The 15,736-nt window shown below is 70.9% G+C and carries 12 protein-coding genes; 4 read left to right on the top strand and 8 right to left on the bottom strand.

Annotated features, from left to right (window positions below; all coding sequences use genetic code 11):
- Positions 1–45: 45 nt before the first annotated feature.
- Both AC0IY1_RS19405 and AC0IY1_RS19410 read right to left on the bottom strand, forming a co-directional pair.
- Positions 46–1,716, bottom strand: a complete 1,671-nt coding sequence (locus AC0IY1_RS19405; RefSeq protein ID WP_471771658.1) for a methyl-accepting chemotaxis protein — start codon at positions 1,714–1,716, stop codon at positions 46–48.
- 291 nt (positions 1,717–2,007) lie between these two features.
- Complete coding sequence (locus tag AC0IY1_RS19410) at positions 2,008–3,267, bottom strand: OmpA family protein (RefSeq protein WP_471771660.1); 1,260 nt, start codon at positions 3,265–3,267, stop codon at positions 2,008–2,010.
- A 438-nt stretch (positions 3,268–3,705) separates the two neighbouring features.
- Between AC0IY1_RS19410 and AC0IY1_RS19415 the strand changes: the two genes are divergently transcribed.
- Positions 3,706–4,236, top strand: coding sequence for a hypothetical protein (locus tag AC0IY1_RS19415; RefSeq protein ID WP_471771662.1), 531 nt, complete (start codon positions 3,706–3,708; stop codon positions 4,234–4,236).
- A 138-nt stretch (positions 4,237–4,374) separates the two neighbouring features.
- On the opposite strand, the gene AC0IY1_RS19420 is transcribed toward AC0IY1_RS19415, so the two are convergent.
- A complete protein-coding gene (locus AC0IY1_RS19420) occupies positions 4,375–5,388 on the bottom strand; it encodes a DUF2865 domain-containing protein (RefSeq protein ID WP_471771664.1) in 1,014 nt (337 codons plus the stop codon).
- A 163-nt stretch (positions 5,389–5,551) separates the two neighbouring features.
- Between AC0IY1_RS19420 and AC0IY1_RS19425 the strand changes: the two genes are divergently transcribed.
- Positions 5,552–6,070: a CreA family protein gene (locus AC0IY1_RS19425; protein WP_055946898.1), complete on the top strand. Its 519-nt coding sequence runs from the start codon at positions 5,552–5,554 to the stop codon at positions 6,068–6,070.
- Between the two features lie 46 nt (positions 6,071–6,116).
- On the opposite strand, the gene AC0IY1_RS19430 is transcribed toward AC0IY1_RS19425, so the two are convergent.
- Positions 6,117–6,455: a hypothetical protein gene (locus AC0IY1_RS19430; protein ID WP_055946897.1), complete on the bottom strand. Its 339-nt coding sequence runs from the start codon at positions 6,453–6,455 to the stop codon at positions 6,117–6,119.
- Between the two features lie 328 nt (positions 6,456–6,783).
- Here AC0IY1_RS19430 and cysS point away from each other — a divergent pair, with 328 nt between their 5' ends.
- Entirely contained in the window at positions 6,784–8,163 is a 1,380-nt protein-coding gene (gene cysS / locus AC0IY1_RS19435; RefSeq protein ID WP_055946895.1) for a cysteine--tRNA ligase, read from the top strand.
- 31 nt (positions 8,164–8,194) lie between these two features.
- Here the strand turns inward: cysS and AC0IY1_RS19440 are convergent, their stop codons facing one another.
- Positions 8,195–8,797 (bottom strand): LOG family protein, encoded by a 603-nt coding sequence (locus tag AC0IY1_RS19440; protein ID WP_055946893.1) that lies wholly within the window; start codon positions 8,795–8,797, stop codon positions 8,195–8,197.
- Positions 8,798–9,018: 221 nt separating this feature from the next.
- On the opposite strand from AC0IY1_RS19440, the gene AC0IY1_RS19445 reads away from it, so the two are divergent.
- Positions 9,019–10,983 (top strand): LysM peptidoglycan-binding domain-containing protein, encoded by a 1,965-nt coding sequence (locus tag AC0IY1_RS19445; protein WP_471771666.1) that lies wholly within the window; start codon positions 9,019–9,021, stop codon positions 10,981–10,983.
- An 11-nt stretch (positions 10,984–10,994) separates the two neighbouring features.
- On the opposite strand, the gene AC0IY1_RS19450 is transcribed toward AC0IY1_RS19445, so the two are convergent.
- From AC0IY1_RS19450 to AC0IY1_RS19460, 3 genes are all read right to left on the bottom strand, one after another.
- Positions 10,995–12,938, bottom strand: a complete 1,944-nt coding sequence (locus AC0IY1_RS19450; protein ID WP_471771668.1) for an ABCB family ABC transporter ATP-binding protein/permease — start codon at positions 12,936–12,938, stop codon at positions 10,995–10,997.
- Between the two features lie 118 nt (positions 12,939–13,056).
- Entirely contained in the window at positions 13,057–14,469 is a 1,413-nt protein-coding gene (gene gltX / locus AC0IY1_RS19455; RefSeq protein WP_471771670.1) for a glutamate--tRNA ligase, read from the bottom strand.
- A gap of 56 nt (positions 14,470–14,525) precedes the next feature.
- Entirely contained in the window at positions 14,526–15,665 is a 1,140-nt protein-coding gene (locus tag AC0IY1_RS19460; protein WP_471771672.1) for a complex I NDUFA9 subunit family protein, read from the bottom strand.
- Positions 15,666–15,736 lie beyond the last annotated feature (71 nt).

The raw sequence follows: 15,736 nt of genomic DNA on the forward strand, positions 1-15,736 counted from the left end.
AACCGCATCGGCGCGCGCCGTGACGGGAAATGCCGAACGGGCCGCTCAGGCTGCCCGCACGGTGGCGAGGAAGCGGGCGACCTCGGCGCCGAGATGTTCGGACTGGCGCGAGAGTTCGCTCGCGGAGGACAGCACCTGGGCGGCCGCGGCGCCGGTCTCCTCGGCGGTGCCCGCCACCCCCGCGATGTTGGCGGTCACCCGCTCGGTGCCGACCGCCGCCTGCGAGACGTTGCGCACGATCTCCTGGGTCGCGGCGCCCTGCTCCTCCACCGCGGCCGCGATGGTGGTCGACACCCCGCTGATCTCCCGGATGCGGTGGGTGATGCTGTCGATGGCGGTGACCGCCTGTCCGGTCGAGCCCTGGATCTGACCGATCTGGGTCCCGATCTCCTCCGTGGCCCGGGCGGTCTGGTTGGCGAGTTCCTTGACCTCGGCCGCCACGACTGCGAAGCCGCGGCCCGCCTCGCCGGCGCGCGCCGCCTCGATCGTCGCGTTGAGGGCCAGGAGGTTCGTCTGCCCCGCGATCATGGAGATCATGGCGACGACATCGCCGATCTTGGTCGCCGCGGTGCTGAGATCCTGGACCAGGGTCACCGTGCGCTCCGCCTCGACCACGGCGCGCTGGGCGAGCTGGGCCGAGCCGTCCACCTGACGCCCGATCTCCTGCACGGAGGAGCCGAGTTCCTCGGCCGCCGCCGCCACGGTACTGACGTTCGAGGCCGCCTCTTCCGCCGCCGCCGCCACGGTGGTGGATTGGCTGGCGGTCTCGGCGGCCGTCCCCGACATGCTCTGGGCCGTCGTGTGAAGCTCCGTCGCCGCCGACGTCACCATGGTGATGATGTCGCTTACGGCGGTCTCGAAGCCGTCCGCCATCCGGTGCATCCCCTGCCGACGCAGGTCCTCCGCGGCGAGCTCGCGCGTCCGCTGCTGCTCGCGCAGGTGCGCGGTCTCCCGCAGATTGTCGCGGAAGACCGACAGGGCCGACGCCATCGCGCCGAGTTCGTTGCGGCGGGCCGCGAACGGGATCTCCACCGCCAGGTCTCCGGCCGCGACGGCCTGCATCGCGCCGGTGATCCGGGTGATCGGGCGCGTCACGCCGGAGAGGACGAACAGCGCGCCACCCAGGCCGATCAGGACGGAGATGAGGCTGACCGCGACCGTGAGCCGGAGGGCCTCGTCGTAGCTGGCCTGCGCGGCGACGTCCGCAGCGACAGCCCCGCGATTGTTCAGCGCGACGTCGTCATCGATGACCTTCATCAGGCCCTGGTAATCGGACCGGACGGCCTCGTAGCCTGCGACCAGCGCGGCCTGATCCCCGGTCGTGAACCGGTTCCGGAAGTCGGCGCGCAGCCCGTTGTAAGCCGAAAAGCGCCTGAGGATATCGTCGGCGAGCACCCGTTCCTCAGGAGACGTGACGAAGGGTTGATAGGATTGGAGCGCGGTTTCGACCGCCTTCGAACGTTGTGCGTTCAGGATGTCGAGCGCTGCGAGCGGTTCCCTGCCGAGGGCGAAGCGCGCATTGAGCAGTTGCAAGTTCGTCATTGCAAATCTGATTTCTCCCAAGCTCCTTACGCTTGGAAGCCAAGATCCTGAAATATCCGTCGTAGCAGATCGGATGCTTCGCAGACCGCTGACCGCAATGACACCTTGTAGACAGAGAGCCGCAACGATCGAACCAATTATCGCGATCAATATCCACTTGAGCTTGATGTTCATTGCCTAGTCGGCGCGCTAGAGATACTGTCATATCCGCGGCGGGCAGAGCACAACAGGCCTTGAGAGACAGCCTATATTGATAGACTTACCGATTAAAAAAGCGATAAACGCCGCCCTGAAGAGAATCGTGGTCCGGTGCGAGGTGCGGGGTGATGGGCCGAAGACGGGTGTGATCCCGCGCCAACCGTCTCCGCACCTGTGCGGGGGCAGGAGCGCACCGGTGTTACGTTGCGTCACCGGCCGGGAGCCGTGCGTCCGACGAACCGGGATCCGGTTCGTCGGACGGCGCTGTCAGCGCGGGGGGGCTTCGGCCTGCTGCTGGATCAGCGGGGTGATGCGCCGGACGGTGACCCGGCGGTTCTCGCGCGAAGCGTTCTGGGTATTTACCTTCAGGTTCTGCTCTCCGTAGCCCTGGGTGGTCAGGTTCTCGGGGGGCACCTGGAAGTTCTGGGTCAGGACGGTGGCCACCGACTGCGCCCGGCGGTCGGAGAGCGAAAGGTTGTCGATGTCGGCGCCCACGGCGTCGGTGTAGCCCTCGATCAGGAACACCTCCTGCGGATTGGCCTTGATCGCCCGGTTCATGGCCGCCGCGATGGTCGAGAGGCGCGCGGCCTGATCCGGCGTCACCGTGAACGACCCGGTGTCGAAGTTGATCGTGTCGATGTCCACGCTCCGCATGCGCGCCCGCAGCTGCGGGCTGTAGCGCACCTGGTCGAGGGTGTAGCGCCGGTCCACCGCCACCACCGGCGGGGCCGACAGGGCCTCGTAGACGGTGCGCTCGTCGGCGCCGTCGTAGTCGACGACGTAGCGATCCCGCGGGATGCGGATATCCGGCGGCGGCAACTCGACGACGTCCTCGTAGATCGGCCGCGCGACGCCGCCACCGAAGCTGTTGTCGATGATGACGACCTCGCGCCCGTCGCGGAAGCGACGGGACCGGCGCACGAGGCGGCCGTCGTCGTCCACGATGGTGACGATCTGCTCGCCACCGGGCCGGTCGAGATACGTGATGGTATCGCCGCCGCGGCGCTCGCTGCGATAGGCGCGCCGGTCGAGATCGCGGAAGCGCTCGTTCTCGTCGTGGCGGATGAAGTAGGTGTCGCGGTCGCGCACGATGATGCGGCCGGGCTCGCGGATATAGGTCCGGCCCCCTTCCGAGAACTCGCGGCGGTCGCGGCGCACCTGATCGTAATCGCGCACATCGTCGTCGTCCCGGAAGCCGCCCGGCACGTAGCCCGGCCGCCCCGGCGCGTTGAAGCCACTGCGCGCGTCGCGGCGCTCAAAGGCGTCCCGCCGCTCGCGATCCTCGCGACGATCATCGATGCTCCGATCGTCGCGGCGGGCGTCGCCGGGCCGGAGATCGGGTCGGCCCGCATCGTCGCGGCCGAGGCCGGGCCGGTCGGGGCCGTTCCGATCGAGTCCGTTCCGATCGGGTCCATCGCGCCGCAGGTCCCGGGTCCCGGAATCCCGGGCAGCCGGATCTCGCGGATCCCGGCCGCCTGGGACCGGCCCATCCCGATCCGGCCGGGCATCGACCGGGTTGGGACCCACGCCCGGACGTCCGTCGGAACGCTGCGTGTCCGGATTCGGGGCGCCGGGGGGGACGAACGGACGTCCCGGGACGCCGGGACGGGCATTGGGTGCCGCGGCACCGGGCTGGCCGGGCTGCGGAGCCGGCGGGGCCGGCTGGCCCGGGGCACGCGGCTCGCCGGGGGCATTGGGACGGCTTGGCTGGGCTGCGCCCGGCACATTCGGGGTGGCGGGGTTGCGGATCTCGGGCGCGTTCGGCGTCGGGGCTTGCGCCGGAGCGGGGGCTTGCGCCGGAGCGGGAGCTTGTGCCGGAGCCGGCGCCTGGCGTGGCTGCGCGGGCGCCGGACGGTTCGGCTCGGGCGCGGCGGGGCGCTCGGGCGTGTTCGGCCGGTCGGGGGCACGCTCGCGTGCGACCGGCGGAGGCGACGGACGCTCCCCGGGCGCGCGGCGCTGCGGCGCTTGATCTCGGTCCGCACCAGGGCCGCGCTCTTCGCGGGCGGGGCGCTCATCGCGGGTGGGACGCTCTTGGCGCTGCTCCGGGCGAGCGGCGGGACGCTCAGCCGGCGCGGCCGGCGCACGTTCCTGGCGCTCCTGACGCGGCTCCTGACGGGGTTCCGGCCTCTCCTGGCGCGGCTCGGGGCGGGGTGCCGGTCGTTCCTGGCGCGGCTCTGGGCGCTCCTGACGCGGCTCCGGCCGCTCCTGACGCGGCTCGGGGCGGGCTGCCGGTCGTTCCTGGCGCGGCTCGGGACGCTCCTGACGGGGCTCCGGCCGCTCCTGACGCGGCTCGGGGCGGGGTGCCGGTCGTTCCTGGCGGGGCTCGGGGCGTTCCTGACGCGGCTCGGGACGCTCGCGTCCGCCGCCGGGCGGCCCGCCCCGCGGACCTTCGGCCCCTCCACCCCGGGGTCCCTCGCCGGGCCCGGCTTGGGCCAGCAGGATGGTGCCGCCCGACGCGGAATCCTGCCGGGCCAGGCTCGGGCCGGAGAGGATTAGGACAGGCAGGACCGTGCCGGTCAGGAGGAGGTGGCGGATGCTCCGCATCGAAGGTCACTCACGTCGTTGATGAGGCCTTCGGAACAGAATGCGAGCGGGATGGTTCCCGTTTCCGGCCGCGCGACGCCGGCCGTCCTCTCAGGGATTCCCCAGCCGCGCAGCGGTCGAGAACAGGTTCGGAGCGATGATGCGCACCGGCTGGCGCTCTTCGCCCGCTCCCGGCGCTGCGGCGGCGGCCGGCTCCGGCTGCGCAGGCGCATCGGAGGCGACGGCGGCATGGCGCGTGGCGGCGTCGGCGGCGAGGCCCGCGGCCGTCTTGTCGGCCCGGCCCACCAGGGTCAGGCGGACCTTCGGCGGGCGCGACAGGGCCTCGGCCTGCATCGGCGTGACGAAGATGTCGCCCTTGTGCCGCACCAGCATGCTCTCGGCCTTGACCAGGGACTGGGCCCAGCTCTGCCCCTCGCGCTTGCACGAGCAGTTCGGCGTGAAGGACGTGCGGAACTTGAAGGCGTTCGGCAGGGCCGTGTAGGCGCGGCTTCCCTTCACGGTAGCGGCCTGTTTCAGGGCTTCGTCGCCGTGCGGCATCGAATAGGCCGCCGCTTCCGCGCCGGGACAGAGGGCCTGGCAGAGCTCGTCGGCACCTTCGCGGCCATCGGGCAGGTTGGTCATCGGGAAGTAGGCGCCGTCGCAGCTGCGCACGCAGATCACCTGCGCGCCGCCGCGCGCCCGCGCCTCGCCCGGAATCCCGTCCGCCTTGATCAAGCTACGGCTCGCCGGATCCGTGCAGGCCGCGGCGATCGCCTCGGTGAGCTGCAGCCGGCGCGCGGCCGTCACCTCACCGTTCTCGGCACCGTAGCCGGCGTTGAGCGCGCGGATGCGCTGCTCCACCGCGCCACATTGCGGGGGGCGCGAATCGAAGAAGAGGAACCGCCCCCCCTCGCAGTTCAGGGTTCGATAATAGGCATTGAGGCGGCCGATCTCGTTCTGCAGAGCCCGCGCGGTGCTGGCCCCGTCGCTGAGGCCGGCGAGTTCGGAGCGATAGCGCAGGCAGGCGGAGGTCTGCGCCTCGGCGATACCCGTCAGGGTGGTGACGGCGAGGACGCCGGCGAGCCCTCGGACGAGCGTGCGGATCTGGGAGGGGATCAGCGGCATGGCCTGATTGCAATGGATGGCGGGACGCCGCCGCGCGAGGTCCCCCGAAGGGAACGTCAACGAAGCGGAGGCGAACGGGCTCAACACAAGTTTATTAGCGCCCCTCGCACGACCGCGACACCCTTCCCACATCCGGCCGGAACAAACTGAGGGGAATGATACGATGATGTGGCTTCGGGGTCTCACAGGCTGTGCGCTGGCGCTGGGGCTCGGCCTTGCCGCACAACCGGCGCGGGCGGACGATGCGGACCGCATCTTCGACAAGTCGACCGTGTGGCGGCCGCTGACCCCCAACGACAAGCTCGTGGTCTACGGGATCGACGACCCGTCGGTGGCAGGGGTCGCCTGCTGGTACACGCAGCCGGAGAAGGGCGGCATCAAGGGCACCCTCGGCCTCGCGGAGGATGTCTCCGACATCTCCCTCGCCTGCCGCCAGGTCGGCCCGGTGCAGTTCAAGGGGAAATTCAAGCAGGGCGAAGTGGTCTTCAGCGAGCGCCGGTCGCTGATCTTCAAGTCGATGCAGATCGTGCGCGGCTGCGATACCAAGCGCAACACGCTGATCTACATGGTCTATTCGGACAAGGTGATCCAGGGTTCGCCCAAGAACTCCACCTCGGCCGTGCCGCTGATGCCCTGGGGCACCGAAGCGCCGCCGCGCTGCGACGCGTTCATGGAGAAGTAGGCCGGAAGACCGGGTCGTCGTGCGACGGGGCGGCCCGGCCTGCGGATCAGTCCTGGCAGGTGATTCGGATCGGGCGCTCGGCGGGCTTCGCCACCGGGGCCGGCGGGATCGCGCCGGTATATTCGTCCTGCGCGGCGACGCCGAAGGAGCCGGCGGAGGCGAAGCCCTGCGCCTCGCACCAGGCATTGGCCACAACCTGGCCGCAGGCGCTCTCGCCGTTGGTGAGGCAGTCGCCGACGCCGTACCCCTCGCTCGACGGGATCAGGAACGTCTTCTCGACGGTGCTGGGGGCCTTGGCCGGGCTCTCGCCGTCGGAGGCCAGGACGCCGTGGGCGGTGAGGGCGAGGGCGAGAAGAGCGCCGATACTGGCGGCCGCGCGGCGCATGGGCAGAACCTTGCTGATGTCGGAAGCGTATGGGGCGAAAATTTCACGGCACCGGGTTAACAAACCCTTTCGCCGCGTCGTGCTTTTCGAGGCAGCCGTTTCCGAGGCGTGCCGGTCTGGCGGCGTTCTCGAATTGCTCATGGTTTTGAGGTAGCGCAGGACGGGCGGCCCGGCCGTCGCCTTCGCGCAACAGGGCCCCGGGCGGAACGCGGCGACGGTGTGGCGGGCGGTTGGGTGCGCTGCGGCAAAAGCCGCGCGAAACCAATGCGCTGCGGTGTTTCAGGGACGGACGGGTCCGGATGGGGGCCCGGGACGTAAGGAAAGTTTCATGGCCTCGATGTTGCGGCTCTACAACACGCTGACCCGCGAGAAGGCCGCCTTCACGCCGATCGATCCGACGAACGTGCGGATGTATGCCTGCGGCCCCACCGTCTACGACGCGGCCCATATCGGTAACGCCCGGCCGATCATCGTCTTCGACCTGCTGTTCCGCCTGCTGCGCCAGCTCTACGGCGCGCCCCACGTCACCTATGCCCGCAACGTCACGGACGTGGACGACAAGATCAACGCCCGGGCCGCCGAGCGCGGCATCAGCATCCGCGAACTCACCGACGGCACCCTGAAAGCCTTCCACGCCGACATTCGCGAACTCGGCGTGCTGATGCCCGAAGACGTCAATGTGCCGGGCGAGCGCCCGCGCTTCGTCGAACCGCGGGCCACCGACCACATCGCCGAGATGCACATCATCATCGCCGGCCTGGTGACGCGCGGCCACGCCTACGTGGCGGACGGCCACGTGCTGTTCGACGTGCCGTCGATGCCCGATTACGGCGCCCTCTCGAAGCGCCCCCTCGACGAGATGGAGGCCGGAGCTCGCGTCGAGGTCGCGCCCTACAAGCGCTCGCCCCTCGACTTCGTGCTGTGGAAACCCTCGAAGGCCGGCGAGCCGTCCTGGCCCTCCCCCTGCGGAATCGCGGAACCGGGCCGGCCGGGCTGGCACATCGAGTGCTCGGCGATGTCGTGGAAGCATCTCGGCGAGCGCTTCGACATCCATGCCGGCGGCATCGACCTCATCTTCCCCCACCACGAGAACGAGGTCGCGCAGTCACGCTGCTGCTTCGGCACCGACGTGATGGCCGACGTCTGGCTCCACAACGGCTTCCTCCAGGTGGAGGGGGAGAAGATGTCGAAGTCGCTCGGCAACTTCATCACCATCCGGGACGTGCTGAAGGATTGGCCCGGCGAGGTCGCACGCCTCGCCATGCTGAAGACCCATTACCGCCAGCCGATCGACTGGACCCTGCGTGGCCTCGAGGAGGCGGCCCGGATGCTCGACCGCTGGTACGGGGTCGTTGGCGACGTGGCCGCGGCCGAGGCGATCCCGGAGGGCGTGCGCGAGCCGCTCCTCGACGACCTCAACACCGCCGCGGCGCTCGCCGAGCTGCACCGCCTCGACGAGCCGGCAGCGCTGAAGGCCGGTGCGAACCTCCTCGGCCTGCTCACCCAGACGAAGTCGGCGCGCGACCAGGGTACCATCCGGGCGGCCGGCGTCGACGTCGCCCGGGTGGAGGCGCTGATCGCGGACCGGCGCGCGGCCCGGACCGCCAAGGACTGGGCCGCCTCGGACCGGATCCGCGACGAGTTGCTGGCGATGGGCGTCGCCCTGAAGGACGGCAAGGACGGGACGACCTGGAGCGTGGCGACCTGAAACGGGCGGCCGCCACCGGTCGGGCTCCGCGTCAGAACCGCTCCGCCACCAGGGCCTCGGCGGCGGGCGCCGGCGCGACCGATCCGGCCGCGTCGCGCAGGAGGCCGACCACGTCGGCCGCCTCGCTGGCCACGAGGTAGCTCAGGTCGAGCCCTTCGCGGATGAAGCCCTGGCCCCGCATGTGGTCGAGGAGCGTCAGGAGGGGCGTCCAGAAATCCGCTACCGAGAGCAGCAGGATCGGCTTGTTGTGCTGGCCGAGCTGCGCCCAGGTGAGCTGTTCCACCAACTCCTCCAGGGTGCCGATGCCGCCGGGCAGGGCCACGAAGGCGTCGGAGCGCTCGAACATCAGCCGCTTGCGGGTGTGCATGTCCTCCACGACGATAGTCTCCTGGATCTCGTCGAGCATGCGCTCGCGCGATTTCAGGAAGTCGGGGATGATGCCGGTGACGTGGCCGCCGTTCTCGAGGACCGCCCGGGCGACGGTGCCCATCAGGCCGACATTGCCGCCGCCATAGACGAGGCCGATCCCGGCCTCCGCCAGGGCCTTGCCGAGGGTCACGGCCGCGGCCGTGAAGGCCGGATCGCCGCCGAAGCCCGAGCCGCAATAGACGCAGACCGTCCTTACCGGAGCCATGCCGGACCTCCCTGATGCGCCGCGGACAGGACCCGTACGCCGCGGTCCACGCGCCAAACTGCTGATTTTACGGAGGATCCGGCCGCGATCCGGCGGGTGTGATTTGGTGATCCGGTCATGTTCGCTAATATGTCGCCATCAATCGCCGGTTTGTCGACGGGCCCGATCCCGCGGCGATGGAATTTCGGCCGCCGTGCCGGTGGACGAAGGAGTGGCGTGTCATGAGGGCGGAGTTGCGACGGAGCATCTTCCTCGCCTGCGTGGGGCTTCTGGCGGGCTTTGCCCTCGTGGTCACCCTCTACGGCGCAGGCACCCTGTTCAAGCGCGGCCTCGGGTCCCCGGCGGGCTCCGGTGCCACCGAGGAGAGCGGTGCTCCCGCCGGCAAGCCCCCCGTCCGGACGGACGGTGCGGCCGAGCCGAATCCGCCGGTTCGGCGGGATGCGAGCCCCGGGGAGGGGGCGGCGCCGACGGGAAAGCCCCTGGCGGCCCTGGAGCCGGGCCAACCGCCGGGGCAGGCCTCCGGCACCCCGCCGGTCAGCGAGGCGCCAACCTTCGACATCATCCGGATCGAGCCGAATGGCGAAGCGGTGATCGCCGGGCGGGCCGCGCCCAACACCACCGTCGAGCTTCTGCGCGACAACGAGCCGATTGCCCGTGCGCTCGTCGATCCCTCCGGCCAGTTCGCCATCGTGCCTCCGGCCCTGCCCACCGGCAACAGTGAGATCACCCTGCGGGTGCTCGGCGCCGACGGTCAGGCCCGGATCTCGCGCGACAGCGTGGCGGTCGTGGTCTCGCCCCATCGCAATGCCAAGCCCCTCATCGCCCTGACCTCCCCCGGCAAGCCCACCATCGTGCTGTCGCAGCCGGATCCGACTCCGACGCCGCCCGGGACCACCCTTGCCGATGCGGGCAGGAGCGGGGCGGGAAAACCCGCCTCAGGCAACATCGAACCCGGCAAGACGGAAGCCGGCGAGTCGGACGCTGGCAAGACGAACGCCGGCAAGACGGACCCCAGCAAGACCGATCCAGACAAGGTTGACCCGAGCAAAGGTGTCTCGGGCGGAAAGCTCCCGGCCGAGGCCGGCCGGACCGGCAAGGCCGATGGCGGCCTCGCAACGACCATGCCCGACGGCCGCGCTCCCCATAATCCGGTCCCGACGGCGGAGGCCGGCCCCGCCAAGGCCGACGCGGACCGCACCGGGCCGGTGAAGATCGTCAGCGTCGAGGCGGAAGAGGGTGGACGGCTCTACGTCACGAGTCAGGCCCCGCCCGGGGCCACCGTGCGGCTCTATCTGAACGACGCCCTGGTGGCACCCGGCAGTGCCGGCGCGGACGGGCGCGTGGCCTTCACCATCGGGCGCGGCGTCCGGCCGGGTGACTACAAGGTCCGGGTGGATCAGGTCGATCCCGTCTCCGGCAAGGTGAAGACCCGCTCCGAGGTCGCCTTCAACGTGCCCGCGGCCGTGACCAAGCCGGCGGCACCGGGGACGGGCCGGTCGTCCGAGGGCGCGGCCCCCGTCGCACAGCAAGGCAATCCACCGCCGGCGGCCTCGGTGCCGGGCCCGGTCGCACGCCTGGGAACGCCGGAGAACCCGGCCACGCTGCCCCCGGCGGCCGCGCCCCGGGCAGCGGCCCCCAAGGCGCCAGCCGCGCTCCCCGCCGCGAATTCCGAGGGCGGACTGCCACAGGCACCGACGCCGGCCCCCACCCTCACGCCGGGGCAGCAAGCACGGACGTCGCAAGGACTTCCGTCGCAAGACCTTCCGTCGCAAACCCTTTCCTCGCGAGAATCTCCCTCGCGACCGCCTTCGTCGCAGCAGCCGACGCCGCCGGCCCTACCGCGCCCCGCTTCGATCACGCCGCTCGCCCCCGTCCAGGCCGAGGCGCCCGGGCCACGAAGTCCTGTTCCGGAGACGGCCCAGACACCCGCCCGGATGCAGGCCCCGGCTCTGGCGGAGCGGAGCCCCACGGTCTTCGTCCCGGAGATCGGGACCGCGACGATCATCCGGGGCGACAGCCTGTGGCAGATCAGTCGGCGCATCTACGGCAAGGGCACGCGCTACACGGTGATCTTCGACGCCAACCAGCCGCAGATCCGCAATCCCGACCTGATCTATCCGGGCCAGATCTTCGTCCTGCCCACAGACGGGACCGCGGCGGTGCCGCAGCCCGACAAGCGGGGCTGACGGCGCGGCCCCTACGCGGCGGGAACCGGCTCCGGCACGAGGGCCGGTCGCTCCTTGGGCAACGGCAGCGCCGCCTCACTGCGCTGGAGGATCTCCAGGGCGGCATCGGCTTCGCGCTGACGGCTCCACAGGGAGGCATAGACGCCGTTTCGCTCCAGCAGGGTGGCGTGGTCGCCGCGCTCGACGATGACGCCCTTGTCGAGGACGATGATCTCATCCGCATTGACCACCGTGGAGAGGCGGTGAGCGATGACCAGGGTGGTGCGGCCCTGGCTCACGGTGTCGAGGGCGTCCTGGATCTCGCGCTCGGTGAAGGAATCGAGGGCCGAGGTCGCCTCGTCGAGGACGAGGATCGGCGGTCCCTTCAGGATGGTCCGGGCGATGGCGACGCGCTGCTTCTCGCCGCCCGAGAGTTTCAGGCCACGCTCGCCCACGGGGGTGTCGTAGCCCTCCGGCAGGGCGGAGATGAAGCGGTCGATCTGCGCCAGGGCGGCGGCGGCGCGCACCTCGGCCGGGGTGGCGTTCCAGCGGCCGTAGCGGATGTTGTAGCCGATGGTGTCGTTGAACAGCACCGTATCCTGCGGAACCATGCCGATGGCCGCCCGCAGACTGGCCTGCCGGACCCGCGAAATGTCCTGGCCGTCGATGAGGATACGGCCGCCCTGCGGCTCGTAGAACCGGAAGAGGAGGCGTGACAGGGTCGACTTGCCCGCCCCCGAGGGGCCCACGATGGCGACCGTCCTGCCCGCCGGGACCTCGAAGCTGACGCCCTTGAGGATGGGCCGGGCCGGATCGTAGGCGAAGCGCACGTCCTCGAAGCGCACCACGCCGTCCGAGACGGCGAGGGGCAGCGCATCCGGCCGGTCGGCGATCTCGGGGTTGCGGTGCAGGATCTGGAACATGTCGTCGATGTCGATCAGCGCCTGTTTGATCTCGCGGTAGATCATGCCCATGAAGTTGAGCGGCATGGAGAGTTGCACCAGCATCGTGTTGACCAGCACGAAGCCCCCGAGGGTGGTGCGCCCGGCCATGATGTCGCGCGCGGCCAACCACATCACGACGGTCATGCCGATCGTGAAGATCACCGCCTGACCGGCGTTGAGGACCGCGAGCGAGACGTAGGTTTGCGTCGAGGCCTTCTCGTACTTCGCCATCGAGACGTCGTAGCGCTCGGCCTCGCGCAACTCGGCACCGAAATACTTCACCGTTTCGAAGTTCAGCAGCGAGTCGACCGCTTTGGTGTTCGCATCGGTGTCGGAATTGTTCATCCGCCGGCGGATCTCGATGCGCCACTGCGTCGCCTTCCAGGTGAAGGCGAGGTAGGCCGCCACCATCACGAACACGACCACCGAGTAGATCCAGTCGAACTCGTAGGCGAGGACGCCGATCACGAGCAGGAACTCGACGATGGTCGGCACCAGGGTGAGCACCATCAGGCGCGAGAGCTCCTCGATGCCGCCGCGCCCACGCTCCAGCACGCGGGTCAGGCCACCGGTCTTGCGCTCCAGGTGGAAGCGCAGGGAGAGCCGGTGCATGTGCTCGAAGGTCTGGAGCGCAAGGCGGCGCACCGCATGCATCGCCACCTTGGCGAACAGCCCGTCACGCACCTGCGTCAGCCCCGCCATCAGGATGCGCGAGAGGCCGTAGAGGCCGATGAGCAGCATCGGGGCGGCGAGCAGGCCGGTGGGCACGGCTGCGCCCGGCACGCCGCTGGCCGCCTTGGGATCCGTCATCGCCACCAGGGCGTCGGTGGCCCACTTGAAGGTGAAGGGCGTCACCATCGTCACGAACTTGGCGACGATCAGCAGGCCGAAGGCGAGGAAGACGCGCCGCTGCAGGTCGGGCCGGCCGTAGGGCCAGAGATAGGGCCAGAGGCGGCGATAGGTGGCGACGAGGCCGGGGCGCGCGGGCGGCGCGGCCACGGCCGGTGCCGCCGGGGCGGGATCGGTGCTCATTCGGATCTGGGGCTCGGGATGGAAAACGGCGTCGGGCCCGCATATAGGCGTGCCACCCGGCCAGGGACAGTCACCCGTGCCGGTGGGTCGGGCCTGCATGCACCGCAGGGACCCGGCGTCAGCCCTCTCCCGCCAGCCGGCGCAGGACGACGTCCCGCCCGATCAGCGGCAGCAGGCCGGCAAGGTCCGGCCCGTGCTCCAGGCCCGTCAGCGCGAGGCGCAGCGGCATGAACAGCGCCTTGCCCTTGGCACCCGTGGCCGCCTTCACGGCGCCCGTCCAGGCCTTCCAGGTCTCTGTGTCCCAGGGCTCGGCCGGGAGGAGCGCGGCGGCGGCCCCGATGAAGGCCGGATCGGCGATGACCGGGGCCACGGGCCCGGTGACCACGCGCCACCAGTCTCCCGCCTCCGACACCTTGGCGAGGTTGGGCCGCACCGCCTCCCAGAACGCCGCCGCGCGCTCGGACGCGACCCCTTGCGCCGCGAGGCGGTCGGCCACTTCGGCATACTCCATGGCATGGACGAGGCGGGCGTTGAGCCCGTCGAGCTCGTGCGGATCGAACTTCGCCGGCGCCCGCGAGATCTGCGCCAGGTCCACGAGGCCGGCGAGTTCGTCGAGGCCCGCCACGGCCCGGACGGATTCCGCCGAGCCGGTGAGGACGGCGAGGGAGCGCACCGCCCCCGGCTCGTAGCCGGCCTCGCGCAGCCCTCGGAGCGAGAGGTGGCCGAGGCGCTTCGAGAGCCCCTCCCCGTCCACGGTGGTCAGGAGGTTGTGATGGCCGAAGACCGGGATCGCGCTGCCCAGGGCTTCGAAGATCTGAACCTGCACGCCCGTGTTGGTGACGTGGTCCTCGCCGCGAATGACATGGGTGATGCCCATCTCGGCGTCGTCGACCACGGAGGGCAGGGTGTAGAGATAGCTGCCGTCGGCGCGGATCAGCACCGGATCGGAGAGCGAGGCGCAATCCACGTGGGCCTCGCCCCGCACCAGGTCGTCCCAGGCCACCGTGCGGGCCTCGAGCTTGAAGCGCCAGTGCGGCTTGCGCCCCTCCGCCTCCAGGGCGGCCCGCTCGGCCTCCGTCAGGGTCAGGGCGGCCCGGTCGTAGATCGGCGGCTGGCCGCGCCCGAGCTGGCGTCGGCGTCGACGCTCCAACTCCTCCGGCGTCTCGTAGCAGGGATAGAGCCGCCCCATCGCCTTCAGGCGGGCGGCGGCCGCGTCGTGGATCGCCACCCGGTCGGATTGTCGGGCGAACAGGTCCGGCACGATCCCGAGCCAGGCGAGGTCCTCGGAGACGGCGGCGGCGAATTCCGCGGTCGAGCGCTCCCGGTCGGTGTCGTCGAGGCGCAGCAGGAAGCGCCCGCCCCGCGCCCGGGCGAAGAGCGCGTTGAGGAGCGCCGGCCGGGCATTGCCGATATGCAGGTAGCCGGTGGGCGAGGGCGCGAAGCGCACCAGGGGTGCGCCGGCTTCGGGCGACGGGACTCGGGACGACGCGACTTCAGGCGACGCGACTTCGAGTGGAGAGGCTTGGGTCATGGTCGCCCTCTAGCCCATTTCGACGGGCCTGAGGACTCCGGTGACGCGCGGATGCGTCAGCCCCGGGTACCCCAGCGGACGCCCATCCGGCTCGGAGCGTTGGAATCCGGCCCCAGGGCCGGACCGCTGCCGCTGCGGGGCACGAAGGGTTTCGGGGCCAGGGTCTCGGGGATGGCGCTCTCGTGCTCCTGCATCTTGGCGAACTGGCCCGCCTTGCGGAAGCGCCAGAGGTAACCCGGCACCACGGCCTCCATGGCGGTGGGCTGCAGGCCGATGCCCTCCAGGGTGCGCCCCTCCGCCTTGGCCGCCTCGGAGACGACGTTGTCGTTCTGGAGCAGGATGACCTGGTCGCGGGTCAGCTTGAGGCTGTCCGGCAGAAGGCCGAGCGTGAGGGTGTCGACCACCTCCAGGGCGCGGGCCTGGAGCAGCGCCGCGGGCTGGGGCAGGCCCAGGACCACGCGCTTGCGCATCGTCACCTTGAGCATGTAGCGCACCAGCGCCTCGAGGGTCTCCACCTCGGGGCCGCCGAGCTCGTAGACCTTTCCGGCGGGCACTTGGCCCTCCACGGCGCGAGCCACCGCCTCGGCCACGTCGGCGACGTAGACGGGCTGGAAGCGCGACGCGGCGCCGGCCAGCGGCAGCACCGGCAGGGCGCGGGCCAGGGCGGCGAAGCGGTTGAAGAAGCTGTCGCCGGGGCCGAACACCAGCGAGGGCCGCAGGATCACGTGCGGACCGCCGGCCTCGGCAACCCGGGCCTCGCCGAGGGCCTTGGTGCGGGCGTAGTGCGAGGGCGAGTTCACGTCGGCGCCGATGGCCGAGACATGGACCAGGGGCGCGCCGACGGCGGCCGCCGCCCGGGCGATCTCGCCCGCGCCCTCGGCCTGGAGCTGCGAGAAGCTCTGCTTGCCGGTCTCCTGCAGGATGCCCACGAGGTTCACGACGATGTCGGCCCCCTGGACCGCGCGGGCGATGGACTCCGGGTAGCGCAGGTTGGCCTGCACGGCGACGATCTGGCCGACCTTGCCGAGGGGCTGCAGGAACAGGGCGAGATCGGGCCGGCGCACGGCCACCCGGATCCGGTAGCCGCGCTTGGCCAGCGCCCGCACCACGTGGCGCCCGAGGAAGCCCGATCCGCCGAACACGGTGACGAGCTGCGCGGCGGGGCGGGTCAGGGGGAGGGTCTCGAAGCCGGTCATCGCTCGTGCGTCTCGAAAAGCGGCGCCCGCGCCCGTCCGGCCCCTTGCGGGGCATGGATCGGCGCCGGTCC

The sequence above is a fragment of the Methylobacterium sp. AC690 genome (assembly GCF_979256535.1).

Coding starts and splice junctions, on each gene's coding strand:
- AC0IY1_RS19420 (WP_471771664.1), bottom strand. CDS start 5,388: ATGCCGCTGATCCCCTCCCAGATCCGCACGCTCGTCCGAGGGCTCGCC.
- AC0IY1_RS19450 (WP_471771668.1), bottom strand. CDS start 12,938: ATGAGCACCGATCCCGCCCCGGCGGCACCGGCCGTGGCCGCGCCGCCC.
- AC0IY1_RS19460 (WP_471771672.1), bottom strand. CDS start 15,665: ATGACCGGCTTCGAGACCCTCCCCCTGACCCGCCCCGCCGCGCAGCTC.
- AC0IY1_RS19425 (WP_055946898.1), top strand. CDS start 5,552: ATGATGTGGCTTCGGGGTCTCACAGGCTGTGCGCTGGCGCTGGGGCTC.
- AC0IY1_RS19405 (WP_471771658.1), bottom strand. CDS start 1,716: ATGAACATCAAGCTCAAGTGGATATTGATCGCGATAATTGGTTCGATC.
- cysS (WP_055946895.1), top strand. CDS start 6,784: ATGGCCTCGATGTTGCGGCTCTACAACACGCTGACCCGCGAGAAGGCC.
- AC0IY1_RS19440 (WP_055946893.1), bottom strand. CDS start 8,797: ATGGCTCCGGTAAGGACGGTCTGCGTCTATTGCGGCTCGGGCTTCGGC.
- gltX (WP_471771670.1), bottom strand. CDS start 14,469: ATGACCCAAGCCTCTCCACTCGAAGTCGCGTCGCCTGAAGTCGCGTCG.
- AC0IY1_RS19445 (WP_471771666.1), top strand. CDS start 9,019: ATGAGGGCGGAGTTGCGACGGAGCATCTTCCTCGCCTGCGTGGGGCTT.
- AC0IY1_RS19430 (WP_055946897.1), bottom strand. CDS start 6,455: ATGCGCCGCGCGGCCGCCAGTATCGGCGCTCTTCTCGCCCTCGCCCTC.